Annotated in this window: 22 protein-coding genes and 1 tRNA gene; 3 read left to right on the top strand and 20 right to left on the bottom strand. The window is 67.9% G+C overall.

Annotated features, from left to right (window positions below; genetic code table 11):
- From HNQ05_RS01145 to HNQ05_RS01170, 6 genes are all read right to left on the bottom strand, one after another.
- Positions 1–1,260, bottom strand: a complete 1,260-nt coding sequence (locus HNQ05_RS01145) for a glutamate-5-semialdehyde dehydrogenase (RefSeq protein WP_147145236.1) — start codon at positions 1,258–1,260, stop codon at positions 1–3.
- A 26-nt stretch (positions 1,261–1,286) separates the two neighbouring features.
- Positions 1,287–2,408: a glutamate 5-kinase gene (gene proB, locus HNQ05_RS01150; protein ID WP_147145237.1), complete on the bottom strand. Its 1,122-nt coding sequence runs from the start codon at positions 2,406–2,408 to the stop codon at positions 1,287–1,289.
- 32 nt (positions 2,409–2,440) lie between these two features.
- The gene (gene uvrA / locus HNQ05_RS01155) at positions 2,441–5,308 is read right to left on the bottom strand and encodes an excinuclease ABC subunit UvrA (RefSeq protein ID WP_147145239.1); all 2,868 of its coding nucleotides are present in this window, start codon (positions 5,306–5,308) and stop codon (positions 2,441–2,443) included.
- Positions 5,309–6,073: 765 nt separating this feature from the next.
- Complete coding sequence (locus tag HNQ05_RS01160; RefSeq protein ID WP_147145241.1) at positions 6,074–6,745, bottom strand: LrgB family protein; 672 nt, start codon at positions 6,743–6,745, stop codon at positions 6,074–6,076.
- Complete coding sequence (locus HNQ05_RS01165; protein WP_147145243.1) at positions 6,736–7,071, bottom strand: CidA/LrgA family protein; 336 nt, start codon at positions 7,069–7,071, stop codon at positions 6,736–6,738. Before HNQ05_RS01165 ends, HNQ05_RS01160 begins: the two co-directional genes overlap by 10 nt.
- Complete coding sequence (locus HNQ05_RS01170) at positions 7,068–8,636, bottom strand: DNA repair protein RecN (protein WP_147145245.1); 1,569 nt, start codon at positions 8,634–8,636, stop codon at positions 7,068–7,070. The genes HNQ05_RS01165 and HNQ05_RS01170 overlap by 4 nt, the downstream gene beginning before the upstream one ends.
- A gap of 29 nt (positions 8,637–8,665) precedes the next feature.
- Here HNQ05_RS01170 and HNQ05_RS01175 point away from each other — a divergent pair, with 29 nt between their 5' ends.
- Positions 8,666–8,959 (top strand): rhodanese-like domain-containing protein, encoded by a 294-nt coding sequence (locus HNQ05_RS01175; RefSeq protein ID WP_246104068.1) that lies wholly within the window; start codon positions 8,666–8,668, stop codon positions 8,957–8,959.
- Complete coding sequence (locus tag HNQ05_RS01180) at positions 8,956–10,236, top strand: (Fe-S)-binding protein (protein WP_147145247.1); 1,281 nt, start codon at positions 8,956–8,958, stop codon at positions 10,234–10,236. Before HNQ05_RS01175 ends, HNQ05_RS01180 begins: the two co-directional genes overlap by 4 nt.
- A gap of 12 nt (positions 10,237–10,248) precedes the next feature.
- Here HNQ05_RS01180 and HNQ05_RS01185 read toward each other — a convergent pair.
- From HNQ05_RS01185 to HNQ05_RS12130, 13 genes are all read right to left on the bottom strand, one after another.
- A tRNA-Asp gene (locus tag HNQ05_RS01185) sits at positions 10,249–10,325 on the bottom strand.
- A 36-nt stretch (positions 10,326–10,361) separates the two neighbouring features.
- Positions 10,362–10,793, bottom strand: a complete 432-nt coding sequence (gene aroQ / locus HNQ05_RS01190; RefSeq protein WP_147145249.1) for a type II 3-dehydroquinate dehydratase — start codon at positions 10,791–10,793, stop codon at positions 10,362–10,364.
- Between the two features lie 9 nt (positions 10,794–10,802).
- Positions 10,803–11,837, bottom strand: coding sequence for a 3-dehydroquinate synthase (locus HNQ05_RS01195; protein WP_147145251.1), 1,035 nt, complete (start codon positions 11,835–11,837; stop codon positions 10,803–10,805).
- The gene (locus tag HNQ05_RS01200) at positions 11,824–12,384 is read right to left on the bottom strand and encodes a shikimate kinase (protein ID WP_147145253.1); all 561 of its coding nucleotides are present in this window, start codon (positions 12,382–12,384) and stop codon (positions 11,824–11,826) included. Before HNQ05_RS01200 ends, HNQ05_RS01195 begins: the two co-directional genes overlap by 14 nt.
- Positions 12,384–13,541, bottom strand: coding sequence for a chorismate synthase (gene aroC / locus HNQ05_RS01205; RefSeq protein ID WP_147145255.1), 1,158 nt, complete (start codon positions 13,539–13,541; stop codon positions 12,384–12,386). The genes HNQ05_RS01200 and aroC overlap by 1 nt, the downstream gene beginning before the upstream one ends.
- Positions 13,542–13,606: 65 nt before the next feature.
- A complete protein-coding gene (locus HNQ05_RS01210) occupies positions 13,607–15,157 on the bottom strand; it encodes a type II secretion system protein GspD (RefSeq protein WP_147145257.1) in 1,551 nt (516 codons plus the stop codon).
- 2 nt (positions 15,158–15,159) lie between these two features.
- Positions 15,160–16,014 (bottom strand): hypothetical protein, encoded by an 855-nt coding sequence (locus tag HNQ05_RS01215; RefSeq protein WP_147145259.1) that lies wholly within the window; start codon positions 16,012–16,014, stop codon positions 15,160–15,162.
- Positions 16,011–16,601, bottom strand: coding sequence for a type IV pilus inner membrane component PilO (locus HNQ05_RS01220; protein ID WP_147145261.1), 591 nt, complete (start codon positions 16,599–16,601; stop codon positions 16,011–16,013). Before HNQ05_RS01220 ends, HNQ05_RS01215 begins: the two co-directional genes overlap by 4 nt.
- The gene (locus HNQ05_RS01225; protein ID WP_147145263.1) at positions 16,591–17,232 is read right to left on the bottom strand and encodes a flagellar protein FliT; all 642 of its coding nucleotides are present in this window, start codon (positions 17,230–17,232) and stop codon (positions 16,591–16,593) included. Before HNQ05_RS01225 ends, HNQ05_RS01220 begins: the two co-directional genes overlap by 11 nt.
- On the bottom strand, positions 17,225–18,370 hold the full coding sequence (pilM, locus tag HNQ05_RS01230) for a type IV pilus assembly protein PilM (RefSeq protein WP_147145265.1): 1,146 nt from the start codon (positions 18,368–18,370) through the stop codon (positions 17,225–17,227). Before pilM ends, HNQ05_RS01225 begins: the two co-directional genes overlap by 8 nt.
- A gap of 105 nt (positions 18,371–18,475) precedes the next feature.
- Positions 18,476–19,501 (bottom strand): isocitrate/isopropylmalate dehydrogenase family protein, encoded by a 1,026-nt coding sequence (locus HNQ05_RS01235; RefSeq protein ID WP_147145268.1) that lies wholly within the window; start codon positions 19,499–19,501, stop codon positions 18,476–18,478.
- 30 nt (positions 19,502–19,531) lie between these two features.
- Entirely contained in the window at positions 19,532–20,116 is a 585-nt protein-coding gene (locus HNQ05_RS01240) for a DUF5317 domain-containing protein (protein WP_246104069.1), read from the bottom strand.
- Entirely contained in the window at positions 20,002–21,168 is a 1,167-nt protein-coding gene (locus HNQ05_RS12130; protein WP_371862317.1) for an HD-GYP domain-containing protein, read from the bottom strand. Before HNQ05_RS12130 ends, HNQ05_RS01240 begins: the two co-directional genes overlap by 115 nt.
- An 815-nt stretch (positions 21,169–21,983) precedes the next feature.
- Between HNQ05_RS12130 and HNQ05_RS01250 the strand changes: the two genes are divergently transcribed.
- On the top strand, positions 21,984–22,979 hold the full coding sequence (locus HNQ05_RS01250) for a tetratricopeptide repeat protein (RefSeq protein ID WP_147145270.1): 996 nt from the start codon (positions 21,984–21,986) through the stop codon (positions 22,977–22,979).
- A 778-nt stretch (positions 22,980–23,757) separates the two neighbouring features.
- On the opposite strand, the gene HNQ05_RS01255 is transcribed toward HNQ05_RS01250, so the two are convergent.
- Positions 23,758–24,039, bottom strand: a complete 282-nt coding sequence (locus HNQ05_RS01255; protein ID WP_147145272.1) for a GIY-YIG nuclease family protein — start codon at positions 24,037–24,039, stop codon at positions 23,758–23,760.
- Positions 24,040–24,336 lie beyond the last annotated feature (297 nt).

Below are 24,336 nucleotides of genomic sequence, written 5' to 3' on the forward strand. Positions count from 1 at the left end.
TTAGCCGCGCACCTGCCCGTCGCCGAACGCCACGAACTTGGTCGTGGTCAGTTCGCGCAGCCCCATGGGCCCGTAAGCGTGCAGCTTGGTGGTCGAGATGCCGATCTCCGCCCCCAGTCCCAGCTGGAATCCGTCGTTGAAGCGGGGGCTGGCGTTCGTAAGCACCAGACTGGCGTCGACTTCGCGCAGGAAGCGGCGGGCGCGGGCGTAGTGCTCGGTGACGATCACCTCGGTATGGTGGGACCCGTAGCGGGCGATGTGCTCGAGCGCTTCGTCCAGATCCTCCACCACCTTGACCGCGAGGATCAGGTCCAGAAACTCGCGCCCCCAGTCGTCCGCGCTCGCGGGTTTGGCGTTTTTCAGGTAGGGAAGGGCGTTTTCGTGGGCGCGCAGCTCCACCCCGGATTCGACCATGCGTGCCTCCAGCCGCGGCAGGAAGTCGGCGGCCACGGCCCGGTGCACCAGCAGCGCCTCCAGCGCGTTGCAGACGCCAGGGCGCTGCACCTTGCCGTTGTGGGCGATGCGCAGGGCCATGTCCAGGTTGGCGTCCTCGTCCACGTAGAGGTGGTTCACCCCCTTGGCGTGGTAGAGCACCGGCATGCGCGCGTGTTCCGCGACCAGCCGGATCAGGCCCTCGCCCCCCCGGGGAATGATCAGGTCGATCAGCTCATCGAGCTGCAGCATCTCCAGCACCGCCGCGCGGTCCGTGACCCCTACGAGCTGCACGGCCTCGGGCGGCAGCCCGTTCTCCCGCAGCGCTTCCTGAAAGAGGCGCACGAGCAGGGTGTTGGAGCGCAGCGCCTCCTTGCCGCCCCGCAGAACGATGGCGTTGCCGGCCTTGAGGCTCAACCCGGCCGCCTCCACGGTGGCGCCGGGGCGCGATTCGTAGATGAAGCCGATGACCCCCAGGGGGATGCGCATCCGGCCCACCTGCAGGCCGTTCGGCAGCGTGCGCATCTCGCTGATCTCGCCGACGGGGTCGGGCATAGCGGCCACCTGGGCCAGGCCCTTCCTGAGGTCGGCCAGGGTGCGCTCGTCGAGGCCCAGCCGCCCCAGCTTGGGGCCGGTGAGGCCCGCTTTCTCGGCCGCGGCGAGGTCGGCGGCGTTGGCCTCCAGGATCTCGTCCCGTCGTTCGTCCAAAAGCTCGGCCAGGCGCAACAGCGCCCGCTCCTTGGCCGCGCCGCTGACGGCCTGCATGTTGCGGGCGGCCGCGCGGGCCGCTCGGGCGAGCTCGAGCACGGTTTCGCGTACGTCGCTCATGTACCCACGATACCGCGCGCCGACGCTCAGCGGTCTTCCAGGAGCACGAAGTGGTCGCGGTGAATCGCTTCCTCCGGGGCATCGCGCCCCAGCAGCGCGGCCAGCTCCCGCGAGGGCCGGCCGGCCGCACGTCGCAGGTCCTGATGGTCGAAGTTGCACAGGCCCACGCCCACCAGCCGCCCCTCGGGGTCGAGGACGCGCACCGGGCTTCCCGCGGCGAAGCGGCCGTGCACCTCGCGCACGCCGACGGTCAGCAGCGAGCGCCCCCGTTCGCGCAGCGCCTTCGCCGCCCCCGCATCGACGACGAGGGTGCCTTCGTGGCGCGAGAGCTGCGCCAGCCAGAGGCGTTCGCCACCGAAGCGCCGCTCGCGGGCGCGGAACAGGGTGCCGATCTCCGCCCCCGCCAGCGCCTCTTCCAGCACGCCGCGGCGGCGTCCCGGCAGCAGCCACAAGGGGACGCCGGCGTCGAGCGCCATCTTCGCCGCCAGCAGCTTGCTTTTCATGCCGCCGCGCCCGGCGCTGCCGGGGCGGTCCGAGGCCATGGCCAGCACCTCGGGGGTGACGGCGTTGAGCTCGCGCACCGGACGGGCCTCGGGGTCGAGGCGCGGGTCGCGTTCGAAGAGCGCCTCGGCCTCCGAAAGCACGAGCAGCGCATCCGCCCCCAGCAGCCCGGCCACCCGGGCCGCCAGCTGGTCGTTGTCGCCGAACTGGATCTCCTCGGTCATCACGGTGTCGTTCTCGTTGATCACCGGCACCACGCCCCAGCCCAGCAGCCGTTCCAGGGTGGCGCGGGCGTTGAGGTAGCGGCGGCGGTCGGTCAGGTCCTCCGCGGTCAGGAGGACCTGGGCGGTGCCGAGGCCGTGGGCGGCCAGGGCCTCCTGCCAGGCGCGCATTAGTTCGGGCTGGCCCACCGCCGCCGCCGCCTGCAGCTCGGCCAGCGTCTCCGGCTTCTGGGCGAGGCGGGGGGCGGCCGCGGCGATGGCGCCGCTCGAGACCAGCAGCACCCCGCGACCGTGGGCGAGGGTCGCCAGGCCGCGCCCCAGATCGGCGAGGCGATCGGGGTCGAGCCCCCGTTCGCCGGCGATGACGGCGCTGCCCACCTTGACGACGATGCGGCGGGCGCGGGCGAGCAACTCGGCGCGTTTCACGAAAAAGAGTCTATACCGATCGCGGCCGGCGGTCAGTCCGCCGCCACCCCGATCCTCTCGGCGATCTCGGGGATGCGGCGCAGGAAGGCGCCGGTGGGGCTGTCCGGGTGGCGGGCCACCTCCTCGGGGGTGCCCGCGGCCACCAGGTAGCCGCCGCGCTGGCCGCCCTCGGGACCGAGGTCCAGGATCCAGTCGGCCGTCTTGATGACGTCGAGGTTATGCTCGATCACCAGCACGCTGTTGCCCTTGTCCACCAGCCGGTGCAGCACCTCGAGCAGCTTCTTGACGTCGTCGAAGTGTAGCCCGGTGGTGGGCTCGTCGAGGATGTAGAGCGTCTTGCCGGTGGCCTTGCGCCCCAGCTCGGTGGCCAGCTTGATGCGCTGGGCCTCGCCGCCCGAGAGGGTGGGGGAGGGCTGGCCCAGCTTCATGTAGCCGAGGCCGACGTCCATCATCAGCTGCAGCTTGCGCTTGATGCCGGGGTGGTGCTGGAAGAACTCCAGCGCCTCCTCCACGGTCATGTCGAGCACGTCGGCGATCGTCTTGCCGCGCAGCTTCACCTCGAGCGTCTCCTTGTTGTAGCGCCGGCCCTTGCAGACCTCACAGGGAACGTAGATGTCGGGCAGGAAGAGCATCTCGATCTTGACCGTGCCGTCGCCGCGGCAGGCCTCGCAGCGCCCCCCCTTGACGTTGAAGCTGAAGCGTCCGGGCGCGTAGCCGCGCTTGCGCGCCTCGGGGCTCTTGGCGAACATGTCGCGGATCTCGTCGAAGACCCCGGTGTAGGTGGCGGGGTTGGAGCGCGGGGTGCGGCCGATGGGGCTCTGGTCGATCTCGATCACCTTGTCCAGGTGCTCGACGCCCTCGATGCGGTCGTGCCGACCGGGGATCGCCTTGGAGCGCATGATCTGGCGCGAGAGCGCGGCGTAGAGGATGTCGTGCATCAGAGTGCTTTTACCCGAGCCCGAAGGACCGGCGATGACCACGAAGCGCCCCAGGGGGATCTCCACGTCCAGGTTCTTGAGGTTGTGTTCGCGGGCGCCGCGGACGATCAGCACCTTGCCGGCGCCCTTACGGCGCTCGCTGGGCACAGGGATGTGCTTTTCGCCCCTCAGGTAGGCGCCGGTGAGGCTCCCCTTGTGGGCCGCGATCTGCTCGGGGGTGCCCTCGGCCACGACCTGGCCGCCGTGGATGCCGGCGCCGGGTCCCATGTCCACCATCCAGTCGGCGGCGTGCATGGTTTCCTCGTCGTGCTCCACCACGATCAGGGTGTTGCCCAGGTCGCGCAGCTTCTTGAGGGTGCCGATCAGGCGCTGGTTGTCGCGCGGGTGCAGCCCGATCGAGGGTTCGTCGAGGACGTAGAGAACGCCGGTGAGGCCGCTGCCCACCTGGGTGGCCAGGCGGATCCGCTGGGCCTCGCCGCCCGAGAGGGTGTTGGCCGCGCGGTCGAGGGAGAGGTACTCGAGCCCCACGTCGGCCAGGAAGCCGAGCCGCGCGGAGACCTCGCGTAGGATCGGCCGCGCGATCTGCAGTTGGTACTCGCTCAGCTTCTCCGGCAGTTCGCGGAAGAAGGCGAGGGCGTCGCGCACGGCCATGGCCGAGACCTCGGCGATGGAAAGCCCCGCCACCTTCACGGCCAGCACCTCGGGTTTGTAGCGGGTTCCGCCGCAGGCGGCGCAGGCGTTCAGGCTCATGTAGCCCTCCAGCCAGTCGCGCATCCCCTCCGACTCCACCTCCTTGTAGCGGCGCTTGAGCCAGGGGATCACGCCCTCATAGGTCACCTCGAGGCGCATCGTCTCGCGCCCGCCGCGACGAAAGACGACCTCAAAGGGTTCGTCGAGGCCGTAGAGGACGGCCTGCTGGTGCTCGGGGGCGAGGTCCTTGAAGGGCGTCTTCATGTCGAAGCCCAGGTGCTCCGCCAGCGCCCGCGCCCGGTCCCACATGTGGCTGACCTGGCTGCCCCGCCCCTTGGCCCAGGGCTGGATCGCCCCTTCGGCGAGCGAGAGCGCGGGGTTGACGACCAGCTCGGGGTCGAACTCGAGGCTGTAGCCGAGGCCGCTGCAGACCTCGCAGGCGCCGTAGGGCGAGTTGAACGAGAAGATGCGCGGTTCCAGCTCCTCGAGCACCGCGCCGTGCTCGGGGCAGGCGAACTTCTCGGAGAACAGCTGCTCCTCCTCGCCGCCCTCGCGCAGGAAGACGACGCGCAGCAGACCGTCGCCGCGCAAGAGCGCCAGCTCCACCGACTCGGCGATGCGGCCGCGCTCTTCTTCGGTGAGGGTGACCCGGTCGACGACCAGGTCGATGTCGTGGGTCTCGTAACGGTTCAGCTCGCGCGCCTGCGCCTCTTCCAGGCGCACGATCTCGCCGTCGAGGCGGACGCGGGCGTAGCCCTCCTTGAGCAGCTGCTGGAAGAGCTTCCTGTACTCGCCCTTGCGCCCCCGCACCAGCGGCGCCATCAGGATGGCCTTGGTGCCCTCGGGCTCTTCGAGCAGGCGGTCGGTGATCTCGCTCGCCGAGCTGCGCTCGATCTTGCGGCCGCAGACCGGGCAGTGGGCCTCGCCGGCGCGGGCGAAGAGGAGGCGCAGGTAGTCGTGGATCTCGGTCACCGTGCCCACGGTGGAGCGCGGGTTGTGCGAGGTCGTTTTCTGATCGATGGAGATCGCCGGGCTGAGGCCCTCGATGTGCTCCACGTCGGGCTTGTCCATCACGCCCAGGAACTGGCGGGCGTAGGACGAGAGGCTTTCGACGTAGCGACGCTGACCTTCGGCGTAGATGGTGTCGAAGGCCAGCGTGCTTTTTCCGGAACCCGAAACGCCGGTGATGACGATGAATTTTCCGCGGGGCAGCTCCAGGGAAATGTTTTTCAGGTTGTGCTCGCGCGCACCCTTGATGACGATTCGGTCCATCCGAACGATTTTACCACCTGCGGGCGCGCAGGTGAAGCGGGCGCGGGCGGCCGCCTCGGCCCGGGCAGGGAAGCGGTTCCTGCCGCGGCCAACCCGTCAGGCGGGGCCGGGCCGGGCGCCTCGCGCTTTTCCGCACGCGCCCCGTCGCTGTTCCCGACGAGGTGCGAAGCGGCCCGAGCGGGATTCTTGGAGGCACCTCGCTCCGCTGCCCGTTGCTTGCCCTCCCCGACGACCCGACGCGGCCGGCGAGATCGGGGATCTTGCGGTTACCGCTTCGTTCTTCCGCCGCACCCGGCCAACCGACCCCTGCGACCGGGAGCCGAGGGCGGGCTGTCCTTGCCCCACCCCCCTCTCTACTTCGTCATCCCCGACGGGGCGCGGGGCGCCGGGATCGGGGAGCTTGTTGCGGCTGCGTAGACCGAACGAACCGACGCGCCGTCGTCAACTCCCGTTTTCCCTGCAGCCGATCCCTCGTCCATGCGTGCTCAGACTCGCGCATTAAGATTCCTGGCCTGACCCGTACTTGATCCGGGATCTCGCGGGCCGGGTGGCCCGCTCGTCCGGAATGACGGATAACGACGGTGGGTGGTACGTCGTAGATGGTTCGTAGCAGGTGGGGGTTTCGAAAGAGGAGCGGGGCGCTGCGGGTAGCGGCCGCGAGCCGGCGTCGCGCCGTCGTCCAGCGGAGGAATTCGCCCGAAGTCGTACGGGGCAGAGGCGTCTTTGATCGAAGGCGATCGGTGGATCCCAAAGCGGACCATGCCGTCAACTCAAGCCCAGCAAGAAAAACACCGGCGGCGCGAGCAGCGCCGTCACCAACCCCGCCGCGGCCATGGCGAGCCCGGAGGCGGCCAGCGCCAGCGGCCCTTCTTCGGCGGCGCGGGCGGTGCCGATGCCGTGGCTCGCGGTGCCCAGCGCGGTACCGCGGGCGAGCGGGTCGGCCGCCCCGGCGCGGTCCAGCAGCCAGGGGCCGAGGGCCGCGCCCAGGATGCCCGCGAGGATGATCAGCGGTACGGCCAGCTCGGCGTTCACCCCCAGGCGCGGCGCCAGGTCGACGGTGACCGCCGAGGTGACCGACTTGAGCGCCAGCGCCTTTTGCAGTTCGGGGCCCGCCCCCAGCGCCCGTGCCAGCAGCGGGGTGAGCGTCAGGCTGGCCAGGCTGCCCGCGAAGAGGCCGCCCAGAAAGGGGCGCAGCCGGCCCGCGAGGCGGCCGCGCTCGCGCCAGGCCGTCCAGCCCAGCGCGACCACGGCGGGTTTGAGCAGCCAGACGAGCGGCAGGGTTTCGTTTTGGTAGCGTTCGAGCCCGTACCCGCTAAGCTTGAGCCCCACGATCAGCGCCAGCACCGCAAGCCCCACCGGGTTCAGCAGCGGGTGCGGGCGGGCGCGGTAGACACGCTCGGCGGCGAGGTAGACGAGCACGGTCGCGATCAGCGCCACCGGGTACCCCCCTGCGCCGCGAGCAGCGTGATCAGGGTGCCCAGCAACAACGCCGCCGCCACCGCCGGCGCCTGCGCCCGCAGCAGGTTTTCGAAGGCGAGCACCCCCACGCCCACGGGCACGAAGTAGAGACCGAGACCGCGCAGCAGCGGCCGTGCGGCCGCCTCGACCCGGCGTTCGTCCAGGACCCCCGCGCTCAGCGCGGCGTAGAGCAGCACCATCCCCCAAAGGCTGCCCGAAAGCGGCACCCCGGGCAGCACCCGCGCCAGCCCCTCGCCCAGGGCGTAGAAGACCAGGAGCCAGGCGAAGCCGACCAGCGCGTTCACGGTTCCAGGAGTTCGCGGGCGTGCTCGAGCGCCGTTTCGCTGTACGAGCCCGAGAGCATGCGCGCCAGCTCGCGCACCCGCGCCTCGCCCTCGAGGCGCTCGAGGCGGGCGGAGGTGCCCTCGCGCACGACCCGGTAGTGCACGCCGGCGGCCGCGGCGATCTGCGCCAGGTGGGTGACCACGATCACCTGCCGCTCACCGGCCAGCCGCGCCAGCCGCTCGGCCACGGCCACGGCCACCTCGCCGCCGATGCCCACGTCCACCTCGTCAAAGATCACCGTGGGGGCGTCGGTGCCGGTGTGCAGCGCCAGGGCCAGCATGATGCGGCTCAGCTCGCCGCCGCTCGCCGCCTTTTCCACCGGGGCCGCTTCCAGGTCGGGGCTCGCGGCGAAGAGGAAGCGCACCTCGTCGGCGCCGTGGGGCTGGGGTCGGGGCAGGCGGTCCACCCGGGCGCTGAAGCGGGCGCGCGGCATCCCCAGGGCCCTGAGCTCCGCCTCCACCCGCGGGCCCAGCTCTGCGGCGGCCCGCTCGCGGGCTTCGGAGAGCGCCGCCGCGGCCGCCTCCAGCCGCTCGCCCGCCGCCTGCCGCTGGGCACGCAGCGCCTCCAGACGGTCTTCGGCACCCTCGAGCTCGGCGATCTCGCGGCGCAGCTCGTCCGCGAAGGCGAGCACCGCCGCCAGGTCGCCGCCGTACTTGCGCTCGAGCCGCTGCAGCTCGGCGATGCGCCGCTGCACCGCCTCGAGCCGCTCGGGGTCGGCCTCCAGGTTGGCCGCGTAGGCCTCGGCTTCGCGCACCACGGCCGCCAGCGCCGCCTCGGCCGCCTCCAGATCGGCGGCCAGCGGCTCCAGCTCCGGCGTCAGCCGCGCCGCCTGCCCCAGCTCCCGGCCGGCGGTGCGCAGGCGGTCGAGGGCGTTTTCCTCCGACTCGGCGAGCAGGTCGAGCAGCGCGCCCAGGTGCCGCATCAGCTCGTCGGTGTGGCCCAGGCGCCGGGCCTCGGCCTCGAGGGCCTCGAGCTCGCCCGCTTGCGGGGCGGCCTGTTCGATCTCGTTCAGCTGGAAGCGCAGCACGTCGAGGCGGCGTTCGCGCTCGGCCACCCGGGCCTCGAGCCGCGCCAGCTCTTCCTCGAGCGCGCTCCAGCGCCGGTAGGCGGCTTCGTAAGCCTCCCGCACCTCGGCGTCCACCAGGCGGTCGAGGGTCGCCCGGTGGCGGCTCTTGCGCGTGAGGGCCAGCGCGGCGTGCTGGGTGTGGAGGGTCAGCCGGGGCTCGAGCGCCTGCTGCAGCTCGGCCAGCGTGACCACCTCGCCGTCGACGCGGGGCACGCTGCGCGCAGGGGTGACGCGGCGGCTGTAGGGCCGCCCGTCCACCCAGGCGGTGACGAGCAGGGCCTCGGCGCCGGGGCGGATCAGGCCGGGGTCGGCCTTGGCTCCCAGCAGCAGCCCCAGCGCCCCTACGAGGATCGACTTCCCGGTCCCGGTCTCGCCGGTCAGCACCGTCAGGCCGGGGCCGGGCTCGAGCACGGCCTCGGGCAGGGTGGCGAGGTTCTTGACCTCCAGGCGTTCGAGCATCCCCTCGATTCTAGCGTAGACTGAAAAACGTGGAAACGATCGGCGTGGAGCGGTACCACGAGCTTCTCCGCGAGGGCGCGCTGCCGGTGGACGTGCGGGCCGAGCCCCTCTTCAAGGCCCGGCCCACGCCGGGCGCGGTCAACGTTCCCTGGGCGCGCATCCAGGAGGGCGACCACGACTTACCCAAAGACCGGCCCCTGGTGCTGCTGTGCGAGGTAGGGCAGATGAGCCGGGTGGCGGCGCTCTACCTCGAGGCCGACGGCTACGGCCCCGTCTACGTCCTCGAAGGGGGGCTGCGCGCACTCGACGGGGGCGGCGCGTGAACACCCTGGACCTCGAGCGCCTGGTGCAGGACGCCGAGGCCTGCGTGCGTTGCGGGCTCTGCCTCTCGGTCTGCCCCACCTACCGCGACACCCAGCTGGAGATCCAGAGCCCCCGCGGCCGGGTCATGCTCTACGCGGCCCACGCCCAGGACCAGGTGGACGACCCGCTGGCGGTGCTCGAGGCCGCCTACGACTGCCTCGACTGCCGCGCCTGCCAGACCGTCTGCCCCAACGACGTCAAGCCGGGCGAGGCGGCGCTGGACGCGCGGGTGACCCTGCAGCAGGGCCGGCCGCCCAGCCGCCTGGTGCGGGCGGCGCTGGCCCTCTTCCACTACCCCTTTCTCATCGACCTGGCGAACGTGCTGCTCGTGGCCTACCAGCGGTTGGGTCTGCAGGCGTTGGTGCGGCGGACCAGGCTGCTCGAGCGCCTGGGGCTGGGCAAGCTGCAGTTCGCCGAGTCGCTGCTGCCCGGCCGCCCCGTCCACCCCGCCATGCGCCTCTTCCATCCCCGGCGCGTGCATCCGGACGGCAAGCCCAAGGGGAAGGTGGCCTTCTTCCTGGGTTGCGTGATGAACCTGGTCTTCTCCGAGGCCTCCAAGGCCACCGTCGAGGTCATCCGCCGCAGCGGCTGGGAGGTGGTCATTCCCCGCGAGACCACCTGCTGCGGCGCGCCCCACATCGAGGAAGGCGACTGGTACGGTTTCGAGCGCCTGGCCAAGCAGAACCTCGACCACTACGGCCGCCTCGAGGTGGACTACATCCTCACCGACTGCGCCGCCTGCGGCGCCGAGCTCAAGGGTTACGCCAAGCACTTCGCCGCGGACCCCGTCTACGGCCCCCTGGCCGAGCGCGTGGCCGCCAAGACCCGGATGTTCAGCGAGTTCGTGAACGCCGAGGGGCTGCCCGGCTCCACCCGCTTCCCCTTCGCCACCACCCACCAGCACGCCTGCCACGCCTGCCACGCCCAGGGGGTGAAGGACGAACCCGAGCGGGTGCTCCGTTTCGCCACCGACTACCGCCCGCTCGAGGGCAGCACCGACTGCTGCGGTTCCGCCGGGGTGTACAACCTCACCCACACCGACGCCAGCATGCGCATCCTCGAGCGCAAGATGGCCGGCGTGGCCGACACCGGGGCCGAGGTGCTCACCGTCGAGAACCCGGGCTGCCTCCTGCAGCTCGACCTGGGCGCGCGCCGCTACGGCCCCGAGGTGCGGGTGCGCCACATCGCCGAGGTGGTGCTGGAAGCCATGAACGCGCAAGAAGAACCGCCGCGCTAGGCGGCGGCGGTTTGGCGGCCCCGACGGGACTCGAACCCGCGATCTCCCACGTGACAGGCGGGTGTGTTAACCGACTACACCACGGGGCCCTGCCCCACGCAGTATAGGCGGGCTCCGGCCCGCTGTCAACGCGCTTTTTCGGTCAGAAAGGCCAGCGCGTACTTGTAGCCGAGCGGCCCCAGACCCGCGATCTGGCCCACGGCCGCGGCGGCGGTGACGCTCTGCCTGCGGAAGGGTTCGCGGGCGTGGACGTTGGTGAGGTGGACCTCCACCACCGGCAGCGGCTGGGCGGCGATGGCGTCGAGGAGGGCGTAGCTGTAGTGGGTGAGCGCGGCGGGGTTGAGCACGATGCCCGCAAACCCTTCGCCCTCGGCCTGCTGGATCCACTCGATCAGCTGCCCTTCGTAGTTCGACTGCCGCAGGGTCACGGCCACGTTCAGCTCCGCGGCCCAGGCCTCGATCTGGTCTTCCAGCTCCTCGAGGGTCATGCGCCCGTAGAGCTCGGGCTCGCGGCGGCCGAGCAGGTTCAGGTTGGGTCCGTTGAGCACCAGGATCATGCGCGCCTCCTACCCAGGATACCCCGTCGCGTATCCCTGCCAGGCGGCGAAGGCCGCCCGCAGCGCCGGTTCGGCCACCGCTTGGACGTGCACGTCGCCGGCGGCGTAGGGCACCACCCAGCGGAGGCCGTCTTGACGGCTCTTCTTGTCGCGCGCGATATAGTCCGCGAAGTCGTCCCAGCCGCCCGCGGGGGGCGCGGGCGCGCGCGTCCAGGCCAGCAGCCGCAAGACCGGCTCCGTGAGGTCGTCGCCGCCCAGTTCGCGACCCAAGAGCGCCGCGAAGAGCAGGCCCCAGGCTACCGCGTGGCCGTGGGCCAGGCCGTGGCCGCTCGCCGCCTCCAGCGCGTGGGCGAGGGTGTGGCCCAGGTTCAGCTTCATCCGCTCGCCGCTTTCCCTGAAGTCGCGTTCCACCACGGCGATCTTCACGGCCACGGCGCGGGTCAGGTAGGGCTCCAGCTCGGGGTGGTCGGGGCTCAGCTCCCAGGGGGCGAGCAGCGCCGGGTCGCCCGCGATCAGACCGTGCTTGAAGGCCTCGACCAGCCCCTCGCGGAACCTCGCCTCGGGCAGGCCGGCCAGCGCCTCCAGTTCGGCGTAGACGCCGCGCGGCGGGTGGAAGGCGCCCACCAGGTTCTTGCCTTCGGGCAGGTTCACCCCCGTCTTGCCGCCCACCGCGGCGTCGACCACCGCCAGCGTGGTCGTGGGCCAGGCCCGCCAGGCCAAGCCGCGCAGGTAGCTGGCGGCCACGAAGCCCGCCAGGTCGGTCACGGTGCCGCCCCCCACCGCCCACACCTCGGCGTCGCGGGGGAGGCCGGCCCGCGCCAGTTCCCGCAGCAGCCGCTCGAAGACGGCGAGCCGCTTGCTCGACTCCCCACCCGCGAGCTCGAGGACGAGCCGCGGCCGCGCCGCGGCTTCCAGGCGCCGGGCCAGCGGGGCGACGTTGGGGTCGAAGATCAGCGCCACCGGACCGCGCGGCGTGGGAACGTCGAGACCCCGTCCGATCCAGACCGGGTGGTCGTGCGGGGGGGCGACGTCAAGACGGTTCACGACCGGAGGCCTCCAGTTCCCAGAGTTTTTCGATCAGTTCACGAACGACCTCGCGCGCGGGGCGGCCCTCGGTCGAGGCGTGGAGGTGCGCCTCGCGGTAGACGGCTTCGCGTTCGGCCAGCAGGCGGCGGATCTTTTCGAGCGCGTCCCCTTCGCTGAGCAGGGGGCGCTGCCCGGGTTTGCGCAGCACCCGCGAGTGGATGGTCTCGGGGCTCGCCCACAGCGCCACCACCGGTCCGCGCTCGAGCAACAGCCGGCGGTTTTCGGGGTTGGTGTAGGTGCCCCCGCCCAGCGAGAGCACCAAGTGGTCGCGCTGGACCAGCTCGCGCACCGCCTCGGCCTCCATCTCGCGAAAGGCCGCCTCGCCGATGTAGCGGAAGATGTCGGCCACCGAGAGGCCCGTCTGGCGTTCGATGTAGCGGTCCAGGTCGACGAAGTGCAGCATCAGCTCCTGCGCCAGCTCCCGCCCGATGCGGGTTTTGCCCACGCCCATGAACCCGGTGAGCGTCACCCAGGTCGTGGGGCGCGGCAGGTCGATGCGGGTCATCAGTATTCCCGCACCCGTTCCCGGTAGGCGTCCACGCGCTCGCGGACCTCTTCGAAGGTGTCGCCGCCGAACTTTTCCAGGTAGGCGTCGGCGAGCGCGATGGCCACCACCGCCTCGAGGATCACGCTCGCCGCAGGCACCGCGGTCACGTCCGAGCGCTCGCGCGCGGCGTCCGCGGCCTCGTGCGTCACCACGTCCACGGTGGGCAGGGGCTTCATCAGGGTGGCGATGGGCTTGAGCGCCGCCCGCACCACCAGCTCCTCGCCCGTGGTCATGCCGGCCTCGAGCCCCCCGGCGCGGTTGGTCGTGCGGTACCAGCCGCGTTCTTCCGAGCGGTGGATCGCGTCGTGCACCTCCGAGCCGGACAGCGCCGCGGCCGCGAACCCCTCGCCGATCTCCACCCCCTTGACCGCGGGGATGGACATCGCCATCTGGGCGATGCGGCCGTCGAGTTTGCGGTCGTACTGCACGTAGCTTCCCAGACCCGGCACCAGCCCGCGGTAGCGCACCTCGAGCAGGCCCCCCAGGGTGTCGCCCGCGGCCTTGGCCGCGTCGATGCGGCGCACCGCCTCCTCCTCGGCTTCGGGGTCGGTCATGCGCAGCCGGCTCGCCTCGATGCGCCCGCGAAGGTCCCAGGCGAAGGGCACCCGCGAAGACACGCCACCCAGCATGGGCACGTGGGCCAGGCTCTCCACCCCCAGCAGCTCCAGCAGCTTGTGGGCGACCGCGCCCACGGCCACGCGCATGGCGGTTTCGCGTGCCGAGGCGCGCTCGAGCACGTCGCGCAGGTCCCGGTGCCCGTATTTGATGCCGCCGGACAGGTCGGCGTGCCCCGGCCGCGGCGCGGTGAGCGCGCGCCCCCGCGGCTCGCCGCCCGGTGCGGGGTCCATGATCTCCCGCCAGTTTTTCCAATCGCGGTTCTCGATCACGAGTGTCAGCGGGGCGCCCGTGGTGCGCCCGGCACGCACCCCGGAGGCGAAGACCACCCGGTCGCGCTCGATGGCCATGCGCCGGCCGCGGCCGTACCCCTGCTGGCGCTTGGCGAGCCAGGGGTCCACGTCCTCCACGCTGAGCGGCATCCCCGCGGGAAGGCCGTCCACCACGGCCGTCAATTGCGGTCCGTGAGATTCGCCGGCGGAGAGAAATCTGAGATTCACGTTACCCAGCTTAAAAGGAAACCGCCCCGCTCACAAGGCGGGGCGGTTTGGAGGCGGTGCCTGGGTTACTTCTTCGATTCGGTGGCGGCCGCGGTCGCGTCGTTGATGATGTTGGCGGTGATGACGATCAACAGCTCGTTGTCCTCGTTGTTGACCGTCGTCTGCTTGAAGAGGCTGCCCAGCACCGGGATGTGCATCAGCACCGGCACGCCCTGGGTGGTCTTGTCGCGCTTCGTCTTGATGAGGCCGCCCAGCACCACGGTCTGGCCGTTGTCGAGGCGCAGCGTCGTCTCGGACTTTTGCTTCGAGACGACGTCCACGTCGCCGTCCACCGGGTTGCGCTCCTTGATGTCGGACACTTCCGACTCCACCCGGAGGACGATCTGGCCGTCGGCGGTGATCTGCGGGGTGACCTTGACGATCACGCCGATGTCGTACGGGATCTTTTCGACCTTATCGCCCACGACGCGCTTGATGAAGATCGTGAAACCCGACTGGATGAAGCCGGTCTGGTTGTTCAGGACGGTAATGTTGGAGTCGTTGACGGTGCGCGAGAGGCCCTGCTTCTCGAGCGCCTCGAGCGTGGCCACGATGTTGAGCGAGGCCAGGCTGCGGGTGGCGTCGAAGATCAGCGACAGGCCGTTGTCCACGATGCTGGAGACGATGTTGCCGCCCGAGATCGTGTTCCATTTGAGGCCCAGGTTGCGCACCAGGGTCTGGGTGACTTCCTGGATGCGCACCTGGACGTTCACCTGCTGCACCGGGAAGTCGAGCTTCTTGATCAGCTCCTCGACGAGCTCCAGCTGCTTGGCCGTGCCCGTCACGATCAGGGTGTTGGTGCGGGTGTCGGCCACGATGCTGATCGTGCTCTTTTCGGGAATCGTGGCCTGAACCTGCTGCTCGCCGGCGCCCGCTTCCACCTTGACCTGCGACTGGGCCTGGCGGGCCTGCATGGCCTCGGCCAGCACCTTGGCGGCTTCTTCGGCCTTGGCGTGGGAGAGGCGGAAGGTGCGCTGGAAGATGGGCGGCCCTTCCTCGACCGGAGTGGTGATCTGGCCGAGAATGCGCTGCACCTCCTGCTGCTGCTCGTCGGTACCGCGCACGGCCAGTACCTGCTGCCCGGGTACGACGGTAGCGACGATGCCCTGCACCTCTTTCATCAGGAACTCCGCGATTTTCATGGGGTCGCCGCTGCGGATGGGGTAGAACTTGCGCACGATCGGCTGGACGGCCTCACCGTTTTCCGGCGGAGGCGGCGGCGCGGGCTCGGTTTCGCCGACCACCCGCGCGATCACCTCGGGCGGCGCAACGAGGACGACGTCGTTGTCGAGGAGCACGTAGTCCAGCTTGCCGTCGCTGTAGGTATCGATCAGCAGCTGCCAAAGCTGACGGAAGGGTTTGTCGATCCAGTCGAGGCGCAACGTGATCGGCGGGATCTCCCGCAGCATGGGGGTAAGGTTGACGCTACGGGCCGCGCCGTCGAGCACGGCCTCGAGGGCCATGCCCCCCGGACCGGTGCGCACGGTCACGGGCACGTCGAAGCGCGGGTCGTCGGGGAGCGTTCCGGCCAGCGCCAGGCCGAAGATGAGGACGATCAGGGCCAACAGTCGTTTCATACTCATTCACCGCCTCCAAGTTCGAGCGTAAGGGTGTGGGTGCCGCTGTCGTCGACGAGCAGGACCCGTTCAGCCGTAATGGTCTTGACGAGTACGTTCTTGTCGGGGAAGGTCTGGCCCACGGGCAGGGCCAGGTAGCCGCCGACGGTCTTGAAGATGGCCACGCTCACCGGCCCCAGAGCGACGCCGTCGAGCTGCAGGCCGTACTGGTTGGCCCACTCGATCAATGGGTTGGGCGGCGGCGGAGGCGGCTCGGCCGGCGGTGGGGTCTCTTCCGGTTGCTCGGGTGCGGCGGGTTCGGGTTGCGCGGCCTCGAGCGGGGTCTGCGGCTCGACCTCCTGCGCGAGCGGCGTCAGCTTGACCGGCAGAGTGCCCTGCCCCAGGGCCACCGGGGGCGGCGTGACCGTACCGCCTTCCGGCGTGACCACCTTCGGCAGGGGGATGTTGGCCGGGAGCTCCGGCTCCGGTGCGATCGTCACCGGCTGCTGGTTCTCGGGCACCTCCTGCGGGCGGGCGGCGGCCGGTGCCTTGGGCGGCCGCAGCGGCACGAAGGGGTTGGGCGGCACGCTGGCGCTGGCCAGGACCGCTTTCTGCTGGGCCTTGCCGGTTTCAAGCGGCACCTCCTCGGGTGCCTCGGTGACCAGGAAGGGGATCGGGAGCACCTGCAGCGCGCGTGCGCTGGTGGTGACCGGCGGCGCGGCGGCGGGCTGCGCCGGCGCCTTGGCCTCCGGTTGAGGGGCGGGCTGGCCGGCCTGCGGCGCCGCGGTGGGGCTGAAGAACAGGCTGTACCAGACCGCGACGGCCGCCACCAGCAGGGCCAAGAGAATGAGGATCCGTGTACTCTGGCTCATCTTCATTGCCCGGCCCCTCCTTCCTCGCCGTCCTTGGGCGGGGTGCCCTCGTAGACGTAGACCGTCATGGTCAGGTTCGTGCTAAGGGTGGGGTTCGTGGTCTCGGCGTCGCCGATCGTCATGGCCAGGCCGTCGATCGTGCTGAAGCGGCGCATGGTTTCCAGCCGCTTGAGGAAGACGAACAGCTCGGGGAAGGGCGACTCGAGCGAGAGCGTCACGTTGACCGCCCGTACGTCCTCGACCGGACTGCCCGCCGGCGAGCGCGAGATCGAGCGCAGGGTCACGCCGGTGGCGCTGGCGCGCTGGGAAAGGGCGTCCAGCACCGAGGCGAACTCTTCGCGCGGCGGCAGCGCCTTGAGGAACTCGGCGATCTGGGCCTCGTAGTCGCGGATCGTGGCCTCGAGCTGCGGCTGGGCCCGGCGCGCCGCCAGACCCCGCTGCTTCTGGATCTCGAGGCGGCCGATCTCGTCTTGGAGTTCCTGGATGTGCGTCTGGGCGCTGGTGTACCAGGTGAAGTACCAGGCCCCCGCCGCCAGGAGGCTGAGCACGATCACGATGATCGCGATTTCGCGTTGGCCGATCTTAGCGAGCACTGCGCTCACCCCCCTCGGGCTTGGCGCCGGACTCGGTGATGGCTACGGTGGCGGTGAAGTCGAAACCGCCGTTTTCGTTGAGCGAGCCCTGCTGGAAGTTGATGCCGAAGTTGGGGTTGTCCTCGAAGGCCTGGACGAAGCGGGCCAGCGCGTTCTCGTTGCGGGCCTCGCCCTGCAGGTTGAACTCGACGGCTACCGGCTTGCGGTCGTAAAGGCCCTGCTCCGCGAGGTTGGCCCGGGTTTCCTGGGGTACGAGCCGGGTGTTGACCGAGCGCAGGAAGACCTCGAAGCGGCCGCTGCGGCGGGGGATCTGGTTAATGAAGCGCGCGAGGTTGTCGGACCAGGGGATGAAGCGTGCCTTGATCTCGCGGTCGACGTTGATGATCTTTTCCAGCTCCGCCTTGCGCCGGGTCAGCTCCTGCTGACGCTGAATGTAGGGCTGCAGGGCCTGGACCTCGATCTTGAGCTTGTCGCGCTCGTCCTCGAGCTGGCCGACCTGGTTGCTCACGCTCATGTGGATCATGGCCACGACGGCGAAGACGACGAGGGGGAAGATGATGGCCGTAAGGCGCCACCAGCCGGGCTCCACCCGTTTGCGCAAGCGCTTGGGCAGGAGGTTGAGTTTAATCAAGCGGATCCACCCCCCTCAGGCCCAGACCCACGGGCACCGTGAACTCCGGGGACAGCCGGTGCAGGTCCGAAACGTCGAACTGCGACTCGTTGATCTGGAGCGCGGCCCAGGGGTTCACCGGGTCGAGCTGCAGCCCCAGCGCCTCGCCGAGGATGCCCGGGAGGCCGCGCAGCTTGCTGCCGCCGCCGGAGATGTAGCCCTTGTCGATGTGGATGTCGCCCACCTGGACGCGGAAGAACTCGAGGCTGCGGCGCAGCTCGGTGGTGAAGTCGACCAGAACCGGACGAATGGCGTCGTACATCCGGGCGGGGTTGAAGCGTTCGCGCTCGGCGTCGAAGTCGAGCAGCGATTCCTCGTCCTCGGTGGGGATGGTGGCCAGACCGAAGTCGCGCTTCACCTCCTCGGCGCTGGAAAAATCGAGGCCGAAGGATTTGGAGATGGCCTCGGTGAAGTCGTTGCCCGAGATGTTGAGGTTGCGGTTCATGAGCAGGCGGTTGCCGCGGGTGAGGACCAGGGAGGAAGACTCGGCGCCCACCTCGAGGAAGACCGTGATGGGCTCGTTGCCCTCGTTGCCGCCGCCGTTGAGGTAGTCCTCCACGGTGCGCAGCCCCGCGAAGGGCTTCACGTCGAGGACGACGGGCTCGAGGTTGGCTTCTTTCAGCGTTTCCACGAGCTGGGTGATGGTCTCGAGCCGGGCCGCAGCGATCACGACGTCGAGCTGGCTGTCGTCGGGAACCTCGGAGGGGGGGTCCAAGGGCGCGAAGTCCAGCACGACCTCGTCGATGGGGAAGGGGATGTAGCGCTCGGCTTCCCAGTGGATGGCCTCTTCGAGCTCGCGCTCGCCCATCTTGGGCACCTGGATGATGCGGGTGATGACCGCCAGATTCGACACCCCGGCCACCACGTAGCGCTTGCGGGTCTGCATTTCGGCCAGCATCTCGCGCAGCTCGGCCGCGATCGCACTGGGTTCGACGATGTTACCGCCATGGATCGCGCCGTGCGGCGTCGGGCGGATCGCGTAACCCTTCAGCGTCGGGGGTGACCCGCTGATCTCGACGAGTTTCAGGTTGCCCGCACCTATTTCGAGACCCAACGCCTCGATACGCGGTTGCAACCATCGGTTTAATAGATTTCGCACGCTTCCCCCCTTCAGGACGTTAGGAAGTTTTACTGGCACTCAGTTTATCACAGTATTCATCTTCACGAAGGTCCTTTTCTACCCCTATTTGAGGGGACTGTGAATTCATGCCGAAAGGAGCTCCTGTGTTTTGGCTGCAACGGCTTCAGCAAATTCCTGCGTCGTCGCCTTGCCGCCCAGGTCCGGGGTGCGCGGTCCCGCTTCGAGGACGCGGTCCACGGCCTCTTCGATAACGCGCGCCACACGGGCCTCGCCCAGGTGGTCGAGCATCATCGCCGCCGAAAGGATGGTGGCCGTGGGGTTGGCGATGCCCTTTCCGGCGATGTCGGGCGCCGAGCCGTGCACGGGTTCGAAGATCGCCGCGCGTTCTCCGATGTTGCCAGAAGGGGCGATGCCCAGACCGCCAACCAGGCCCGCGGTGAGGTCGGAGATGATGTCGCCGAAGAGGTTCTCCATAACCAGCACGTCGAACTGGCTGGGGTCACGCACCAACCTCATGGCGCAGGCGTCGACGATGACCTCTTCGATCTCCACCGTGGGGTGGCGCTTCGCGGCGTCGTAGGCGGCCTCGAGGAAGAGCCCGTCCGAAAGCGGCAGCACGTTGGCCTTGTGCACCAGGGCCAGCTGCCCGCGGCGGCGTTCGGCCAGCTCGAGGGCGAACTCAACGATCCGGTACGAGGCGTCGTAGGTGATGACGCGGTCGGCGATGGCCACGCGGCCCCGGGCGTAGCGGCGCTCCTGTTCGACGTACAGACCCTCGGTGTTCTCGCGCACCACGATCAGGTCGGTGCCCGGGGTCGCGCCGGGCACGGGGTGGTACTTGGCCGGGCGCACGTTGGCGAACAGGTCCAGCCGGCGGCGCAGGTAGCGAATCGCGCCGAAGAAGCCCTCGACCTTCTTGGTGGGACTCGTCGCCGCCCCGAACAGGGTGGCGTCGGAACGTTCGATCTTCTCCACCGTTTCTTCGGGCACCGAGGTGCCTATTCGCTCGAAGGTCTCCCAGCCCGCCTCCGCTTCGTCGAAGACGAAGCTCAGTCCGGTGGCTTCGAGCACGGTGCGCGCCGCGGGGATGACTTCGTGGCCGATGCCGTCGCCTTCGATGAGGGTGATCTTGTACACGCGCTTCTCCATAGCTCTCCTTATGTATTCTAGTGGCTTGCTTCAGGCCCGCCGGTTGCGGATGACCCGCTGGGTGGCTTCGGGGAAGAACAACAGCACCGCGATGAACAGGAACGCGTCGCCCGGGCTGATCACTTTCTTGAACCAGGGGAGGGGGATGACGTCCGTTAGGAACCATAACCGCGTGTCCGGCCCAATCAGGTTGTGCACCGCGTCGCTCGAAGTCTGCATGAAGCGCAGGAACCCCTCCAGCCCCGCGGCGATCAGCGCGTCGGCCGAGACCGGCATCTGCCCCCCGTTGGCCGTCATGGCGATGGTGTTCAAGAAGAGCCCGAAGGCCGCGAGCCAGATGGTGCGCAGCTGGCGGTTCTGCCACAGGCCGTAGCCCACCAGCACGACCACCGCGGTCTTGGCGATGGGGGCCGCCAGCTGGGGTGCAATCCAGCCCTTGGCGGTGGACCACGCCAGTCCACCTTCGATCAGCGCCGCGGCGATAAAGGCCCAGGCGGCCTTTAGCTCGATTTCTGCGAAGTCTCGGGCTCGCGCTCCAAAGAGGGCGGCGAGGAAGACTCCAACGAGGGCACTTTCGAGGAATAGAGTCGTAGGAACACCTCCCTGTCGCGCCACGCGGGGTTGGTCTCCCAAATCTCCCGGAAGAGGCGGACGAGCTTGGGGTCGAACTGAATGCCGGCCAGGTCTTCGATTTCGCGCAGAGCGTCTTCGGGCGTCTTGGCCTTTTGATAAGGCCGGCCGGCCGTCATGGCCTCATAGGCGTCCGCCAGACCGACGATGCGGGCCCACAGCGGAATCTCCTGCCCCGCTAGGCCTTCGGGGTAGCCGCGGCCGTCCCAGCGTTCATGGTGGTACTTGATGATGTCGAAGGTCTCGCTCAGGTAGTCGGAGGCGGGCTCGAGCAGGCGCACGCCGTACTCGGGGTGCTTCTTGATGATGTTGTACTCTTCTTCCGTCAGCGAGCCCGGCTTGAAGAGGACGGCGTCGGGGATCCCGATCTTGCCAATGTCGTGGATGCGCGACCCTTTTTCGATGGTGTTGATCTGCGCGGCGTCCAGGCCGTAGGCGCGGGCCAGCGCCGAGGCAATGGCGGTAACGCGTTCGGAGTGGAGGAAGGTGTGGGAGTCCTTGGCGTCGATCGTGTTGGAAAGCAGGTCCACGGTTTTGTTGAACGCTTCGCGCAGTTTGACCACCTCGTCCCAGTGGAACCGGGCGTAGTAGAGGGGGATGAGGAAGAGGATTACGGACCAACCGCCCCAATTACCCAATAGTGGGGGGTTGGACTCGTACATGCGGGCCAGCAAGACTACGACAGGTGACATGATCAAATAGCTAGCCAGTACCCAGCCGTAGTTGTGAAACCAAATATCTCGAATAGGTAGTCCTGTGGATAAATGCACGACTACCGAAACGAGGGAGACGTTCACTATGAACGAAACCGTTGATGCGACAATGATTGCCGCGGCCAGTGATACGTCTACACCCGAAATAGAAACGGGCAGATTTTGCATGACAAACCAGTACGAGGCGGCTGCAGTTGCAACCGTAATACCTGTTTGCAGACGGTTAAACAAATCTTTGTACCATGTATATTCTGGGTCTTTGTATCCTCCGCTAAAGAAGAAAATAAAAACAAGCAGTGGAGCTACCCAGGGTGGAAAAAGCATAACGGCGGACAGCGTAAAAAGATACGAGTGAGAAAAACTTGCAGCGAAGGGCAATTTTACTTCCGTAAGTTGTGCCCATGCTATTAGTGCACCCCAAAAAAGCAGGTCTATTAAATGAACTTGGAGGTTAATATTCAAACTATTGGAAAATAACCATAGCCCATAAATTAGAATAGGAAAAACCACCGCAAGTGTTGCGATGAACAACGAGATCTTTCTAGGCGGCAATGCTATCTTAGCCACGTCAATACTCAATATAAAAGAAATAAGGGGGTTAGTATACCCCCTTTTGGGTGTGTGTTGTTCTAGCGCCAGGCAGTGTGCGCGCCAGCGGAAACGCCAAGGGCCACCAGGCTGAGGATCAGAGTGAACAGCTTCGCGAAAGTCTTCTTCATCGTCATTCCCCCTTCGTAAGGTTCCTTCTTCGGTTGCTTCCTGGGGTTGCCCTTTCGGGTCTTCCCCTTTGCCTGATTTCAGGATAGCATAGGCTGGTATATGTGTCAACTGGAAATAGCAAATATATATTGGGTAAAAAACGTGAGGATACGACAAATCTTCCGAAAAGCATAGTAATAGCATAGTGCTGAAGATTTGCACAGCACCTGCTGTTCCTGAATGGCTTGTGTGTGAAAAAATGTATTGCTCCTGGCAGCGATATCACGCTCACAAGTCAATGAACTTGCAGGAACAAATAGGAACGCTTATCCCCCATTTGGGGGTATTTTACTACACCCAAGCGCGGTATAAAAAGGGTTTGTCCCGCGGGCGGCTCTGTACGGGGCTTACGGCCTTGGTGGCCTGGCTATGATGGGCACATGATCGTGCTTCCCAGCCTGGGTCCGCTGCACCTGACCCAGCCCCGCTACAACGCCGTAAGCCTGCTGCGCCAGATCGAGCACCACCGGCCTGGGGTCGTCTACCTGGCTTCGTACAGCCCCGAAGGCCTCGGGGCCAAGGTCTGGCGGGACCAGCACGACCTCGCGATGTTTGCGCTCGAGCCGTGGGCGGCTCTTAGGGGCGTACTGCTCGTGGCCCTGGGCGATCGTGCGGAGGCCCTGCAAGCCGAAGCCGAGCACTTCCTCGAATACCTGGGCAGCATGCCCCGGGGTGAGGAAGCCAAGCAGCGCTTTGCGGAGGCGGACCGCCAAATCGTCGAATACCTCACCGTGCCGCGCTTGCCGGAGGAGTACGCCTCCGAGGGCTTCCTCTCCGGTCTGCGCGAGCGGTTGCACGTCGTGCGCGAACTCGCGGGGGAAGGGCCCGCTACCGGTTTTCGTGAAGAGCGCATGGCGGCGGTGGCCGCCCGGCTCGCCGAGTTGGATGCAGACGGCTCGGTCGTTCTCGTCGACGTTCTCGACTATCCGGTTCTGCTCGAACACCTTGGGGCGGTCGGTGGTCCGGTTCCCCTCGAGCCCAACGAGGCCGAGCGCGCGCGCGCGGTTATGGATAGGGCCTGGCGCCTCGAGGAAGACGACGCCTGGGGCAACCTGCTCGCCCAACTGATGGAAATCGACGAGGCGGAGGCCCGCTTCCTGGCGGCGCAGGTCTACCTGGCCGCCGGACAAGCCGAGGACGCGGCGCGGCTAATGGAGGAGGTGTCCCGCGGCGACTTCTCGAAGCCGGAATACCTGCCTGGCTATCTGCTTGCCCGGCTGGGGCAGCTCTACGACCTGACCGGGCAACGAGAGCGTGCCCTGAGGGCCTACCGCGGCGTGCTTGCCCTCTCCTGGGCTCCGGCGGAGGCTCGCGAGATTGCCCTGGCGGGTGTTCGGGCGCCTTTCCGCCCCCAACCGGAGGCGGAGATTCGATGAGGCACAGCGTTCCGGCTTAGCACCGGCTGCCCCCAGTGAACAGGTAGGTGGAAACTCCGGATCGTTCGCCCTTCCTCGCGCTGAGAGTTTTGCTGGGTGGAGCTAAGAAGATGCCCGCCTTCGCGGGCATGACGAAGTATGGGGGGCACGACGAAGTATATAGGCGCGACAAAGTGAAAAGCATGGTATGGCGAGGTAGGTCAACGCGGCTCCGGTTCGTCGCTGCTGCGCATACGAAAGTCCCGGTCCACAACGCGGAGATGCCGCTTACGGGACGGGCGCATGTCGAGGCATGCGGATATGGCGATGATATTGCGTCGCGGCGCCTGGCGCCGGCTTATCGGTATTCGTCGCTTCCGCGGCTCGTCTTCGCGCAGGCGGGGGATACGCGGGTCTTGCAGTCAGCGTTAAGATGCCCGCCTTCGCGGGCATGACGGGGTTGATGTAGCGCGTCGTGCAGTGCCAACCATCCAAGATTCGTCACTCCCGCGTAGGCGGGAGTCTTGCGCAGTAACCCCAACGCAACCGACGGTCATCCCCGTTACTCCCGCGATTCGTCCTCGCGAAGGCGGGGAAGGCGGGAGTCTTGCACAGGGCCGCGCTACCCCGGGCGCGGCCCGCGTCACTCCCGCGTAGGCGGGAGTCTTGCAGTTCGCAATGGGTAGCCGCCCACCTTTTGCAGACATGACGAAGTTCGGGATGCAACAAGCTACGTGTGCATGACGAGATTTTGTAAGTATGAAGGGTGACGGTGAAGTGGGGCTCCGTAGAACGGGCGTCAGAGAAGGTCGTATAGGTCCCGCCACCCGGGGTTCATTGCCTCGATTAAGCGCACCTTCCAAGCCCGCTCCCACTTCTTGAGGCGCTTTTCGCGCACAATGGCCGATTCCATACTTGGGTGGCGCTCGTAATACACAAGCCTGTGGACGTGATATTTCCTCGTAAAGGTAGCGCCGATGCCCTCTCTGTGTTCCCATACCCGACGCTTCAGCTCGGAGGTCACGCCGATATAGAGCACGCCGTCCTTCTTGCTTGCGAGGATGTATACGGCCGGTTCCATTTATTTGCTTTGATTATAGGCGCGTACATCCGGGGTTGCTGTTTGCTCTTTCGAGAGGCGCTCGAACCCCGACGTGTTGGCATGAGTATCGAAGCCTCCAAGAAGATGCCCGCCTTCGCGGGCATGACGAAGTTCTTGTAGAGAACAGCCCAGCATGCAGAATGGGCCAGCGAGTCGTCGCTCCCCTTGCATGCAAAAGTTCCTGTCCACAACCCGGGTATGCTGTTTAGAGGATGTGAGCATGGCGAGGCTTACGGACATGGTGATGGTATTTTGTCGCGGTGCCTGGTGACGGCT

Origin of the sequence: Oceanithermus desulfurans (genome assembly GCF_014201675.1) — a bacterium.
GTDB classification, from domain to species: Bacteria; Deinococcota; Deinococci; order Deinococcales; family Marinithermaceae; genus Oceanithermus; species Oceanithermus desulfurans.

Bases quoted from the DNA above. Each gene is read 5' to 3' on its own strand.
- HNQ05_RS01145 (WP_147145236.1), bottom strand. From the start codon at position 1,260: ATGAGCGACGTACGCGAAACCGTGCTCGAGCTCGCCCGAGCGGCCCGC.
- HNQ05_RS01255 (WP_147145272.1), bottom strand. From the start codon at position 24,039: ATGGAACCGGCCGTATACATCCTCGCAAGCAAGAAGGACGGCGTGCTC.
- HNQ05_RS01215 (WP_147145259.1), bottom strand. From the start codon at position 16,014: ATGAAGATGAGCCAGAGTACACGGATCCTCATTCTCTTGGCCCTGCTG.
- HNQ05_RS01170 (WP_147145245.1), bottom strand. From the start codon at position 8,636: ATGCTCGAACGCCTGGAGGTCAAGAACCTCGCCACCCTGCCCGAGGCC.
- HNQ05_RS01210 (WP_147145257.1), bottom strand. From the start codon at position 15,157: ATGAAACGACTGTTGGCCCTGATCGTCCTCATCTTCGGCCTGGCGCTG.
- aroQ (WP_147145249.1), bottom strand. From the start codon at position 10,793: ATGATCCTGGTGCTCAACGGACCCAACCTGAACCTGCTCGGCCGCCGC.
- HNQ05_RS12130 (WP_371862317.1), bottom strand. From the start codon at position 21,168: ATGCTTTTTCCACCCTGGGTAGCTCCACTGCTTGTTTTTATTTTCTTC.
- uvrA (WP_147145239.1), bottom strand. From the start codon at position 5,308: ATGGACCGAATCGTCATCAAGGGTGCGCGCGAGCACAACCTGAAAAAC.
- HNQ05_RS01235 (WP_147145268.1), bottom strand. From the start codon at position 19,501: ATGGAGAAGCGCGTGTACAAGATCACCCTCATCGAAGGCGACGGCATC.
- HNQ05_RS01200 (WP_147145253.1), bottom strand. From the start codon at position 12,384: ATGACCCGCATCGACCTGCCGCGCCCCACGACCTGGGTGACGCTCACC.
- HNQ05_RS01250 (WP_147145270.1), top strand. From the start codon at position 21,984: ATGATCGTGCTTCCCAGCCTGGGTCCGCTGCACCTGACCCAGCCCCGC.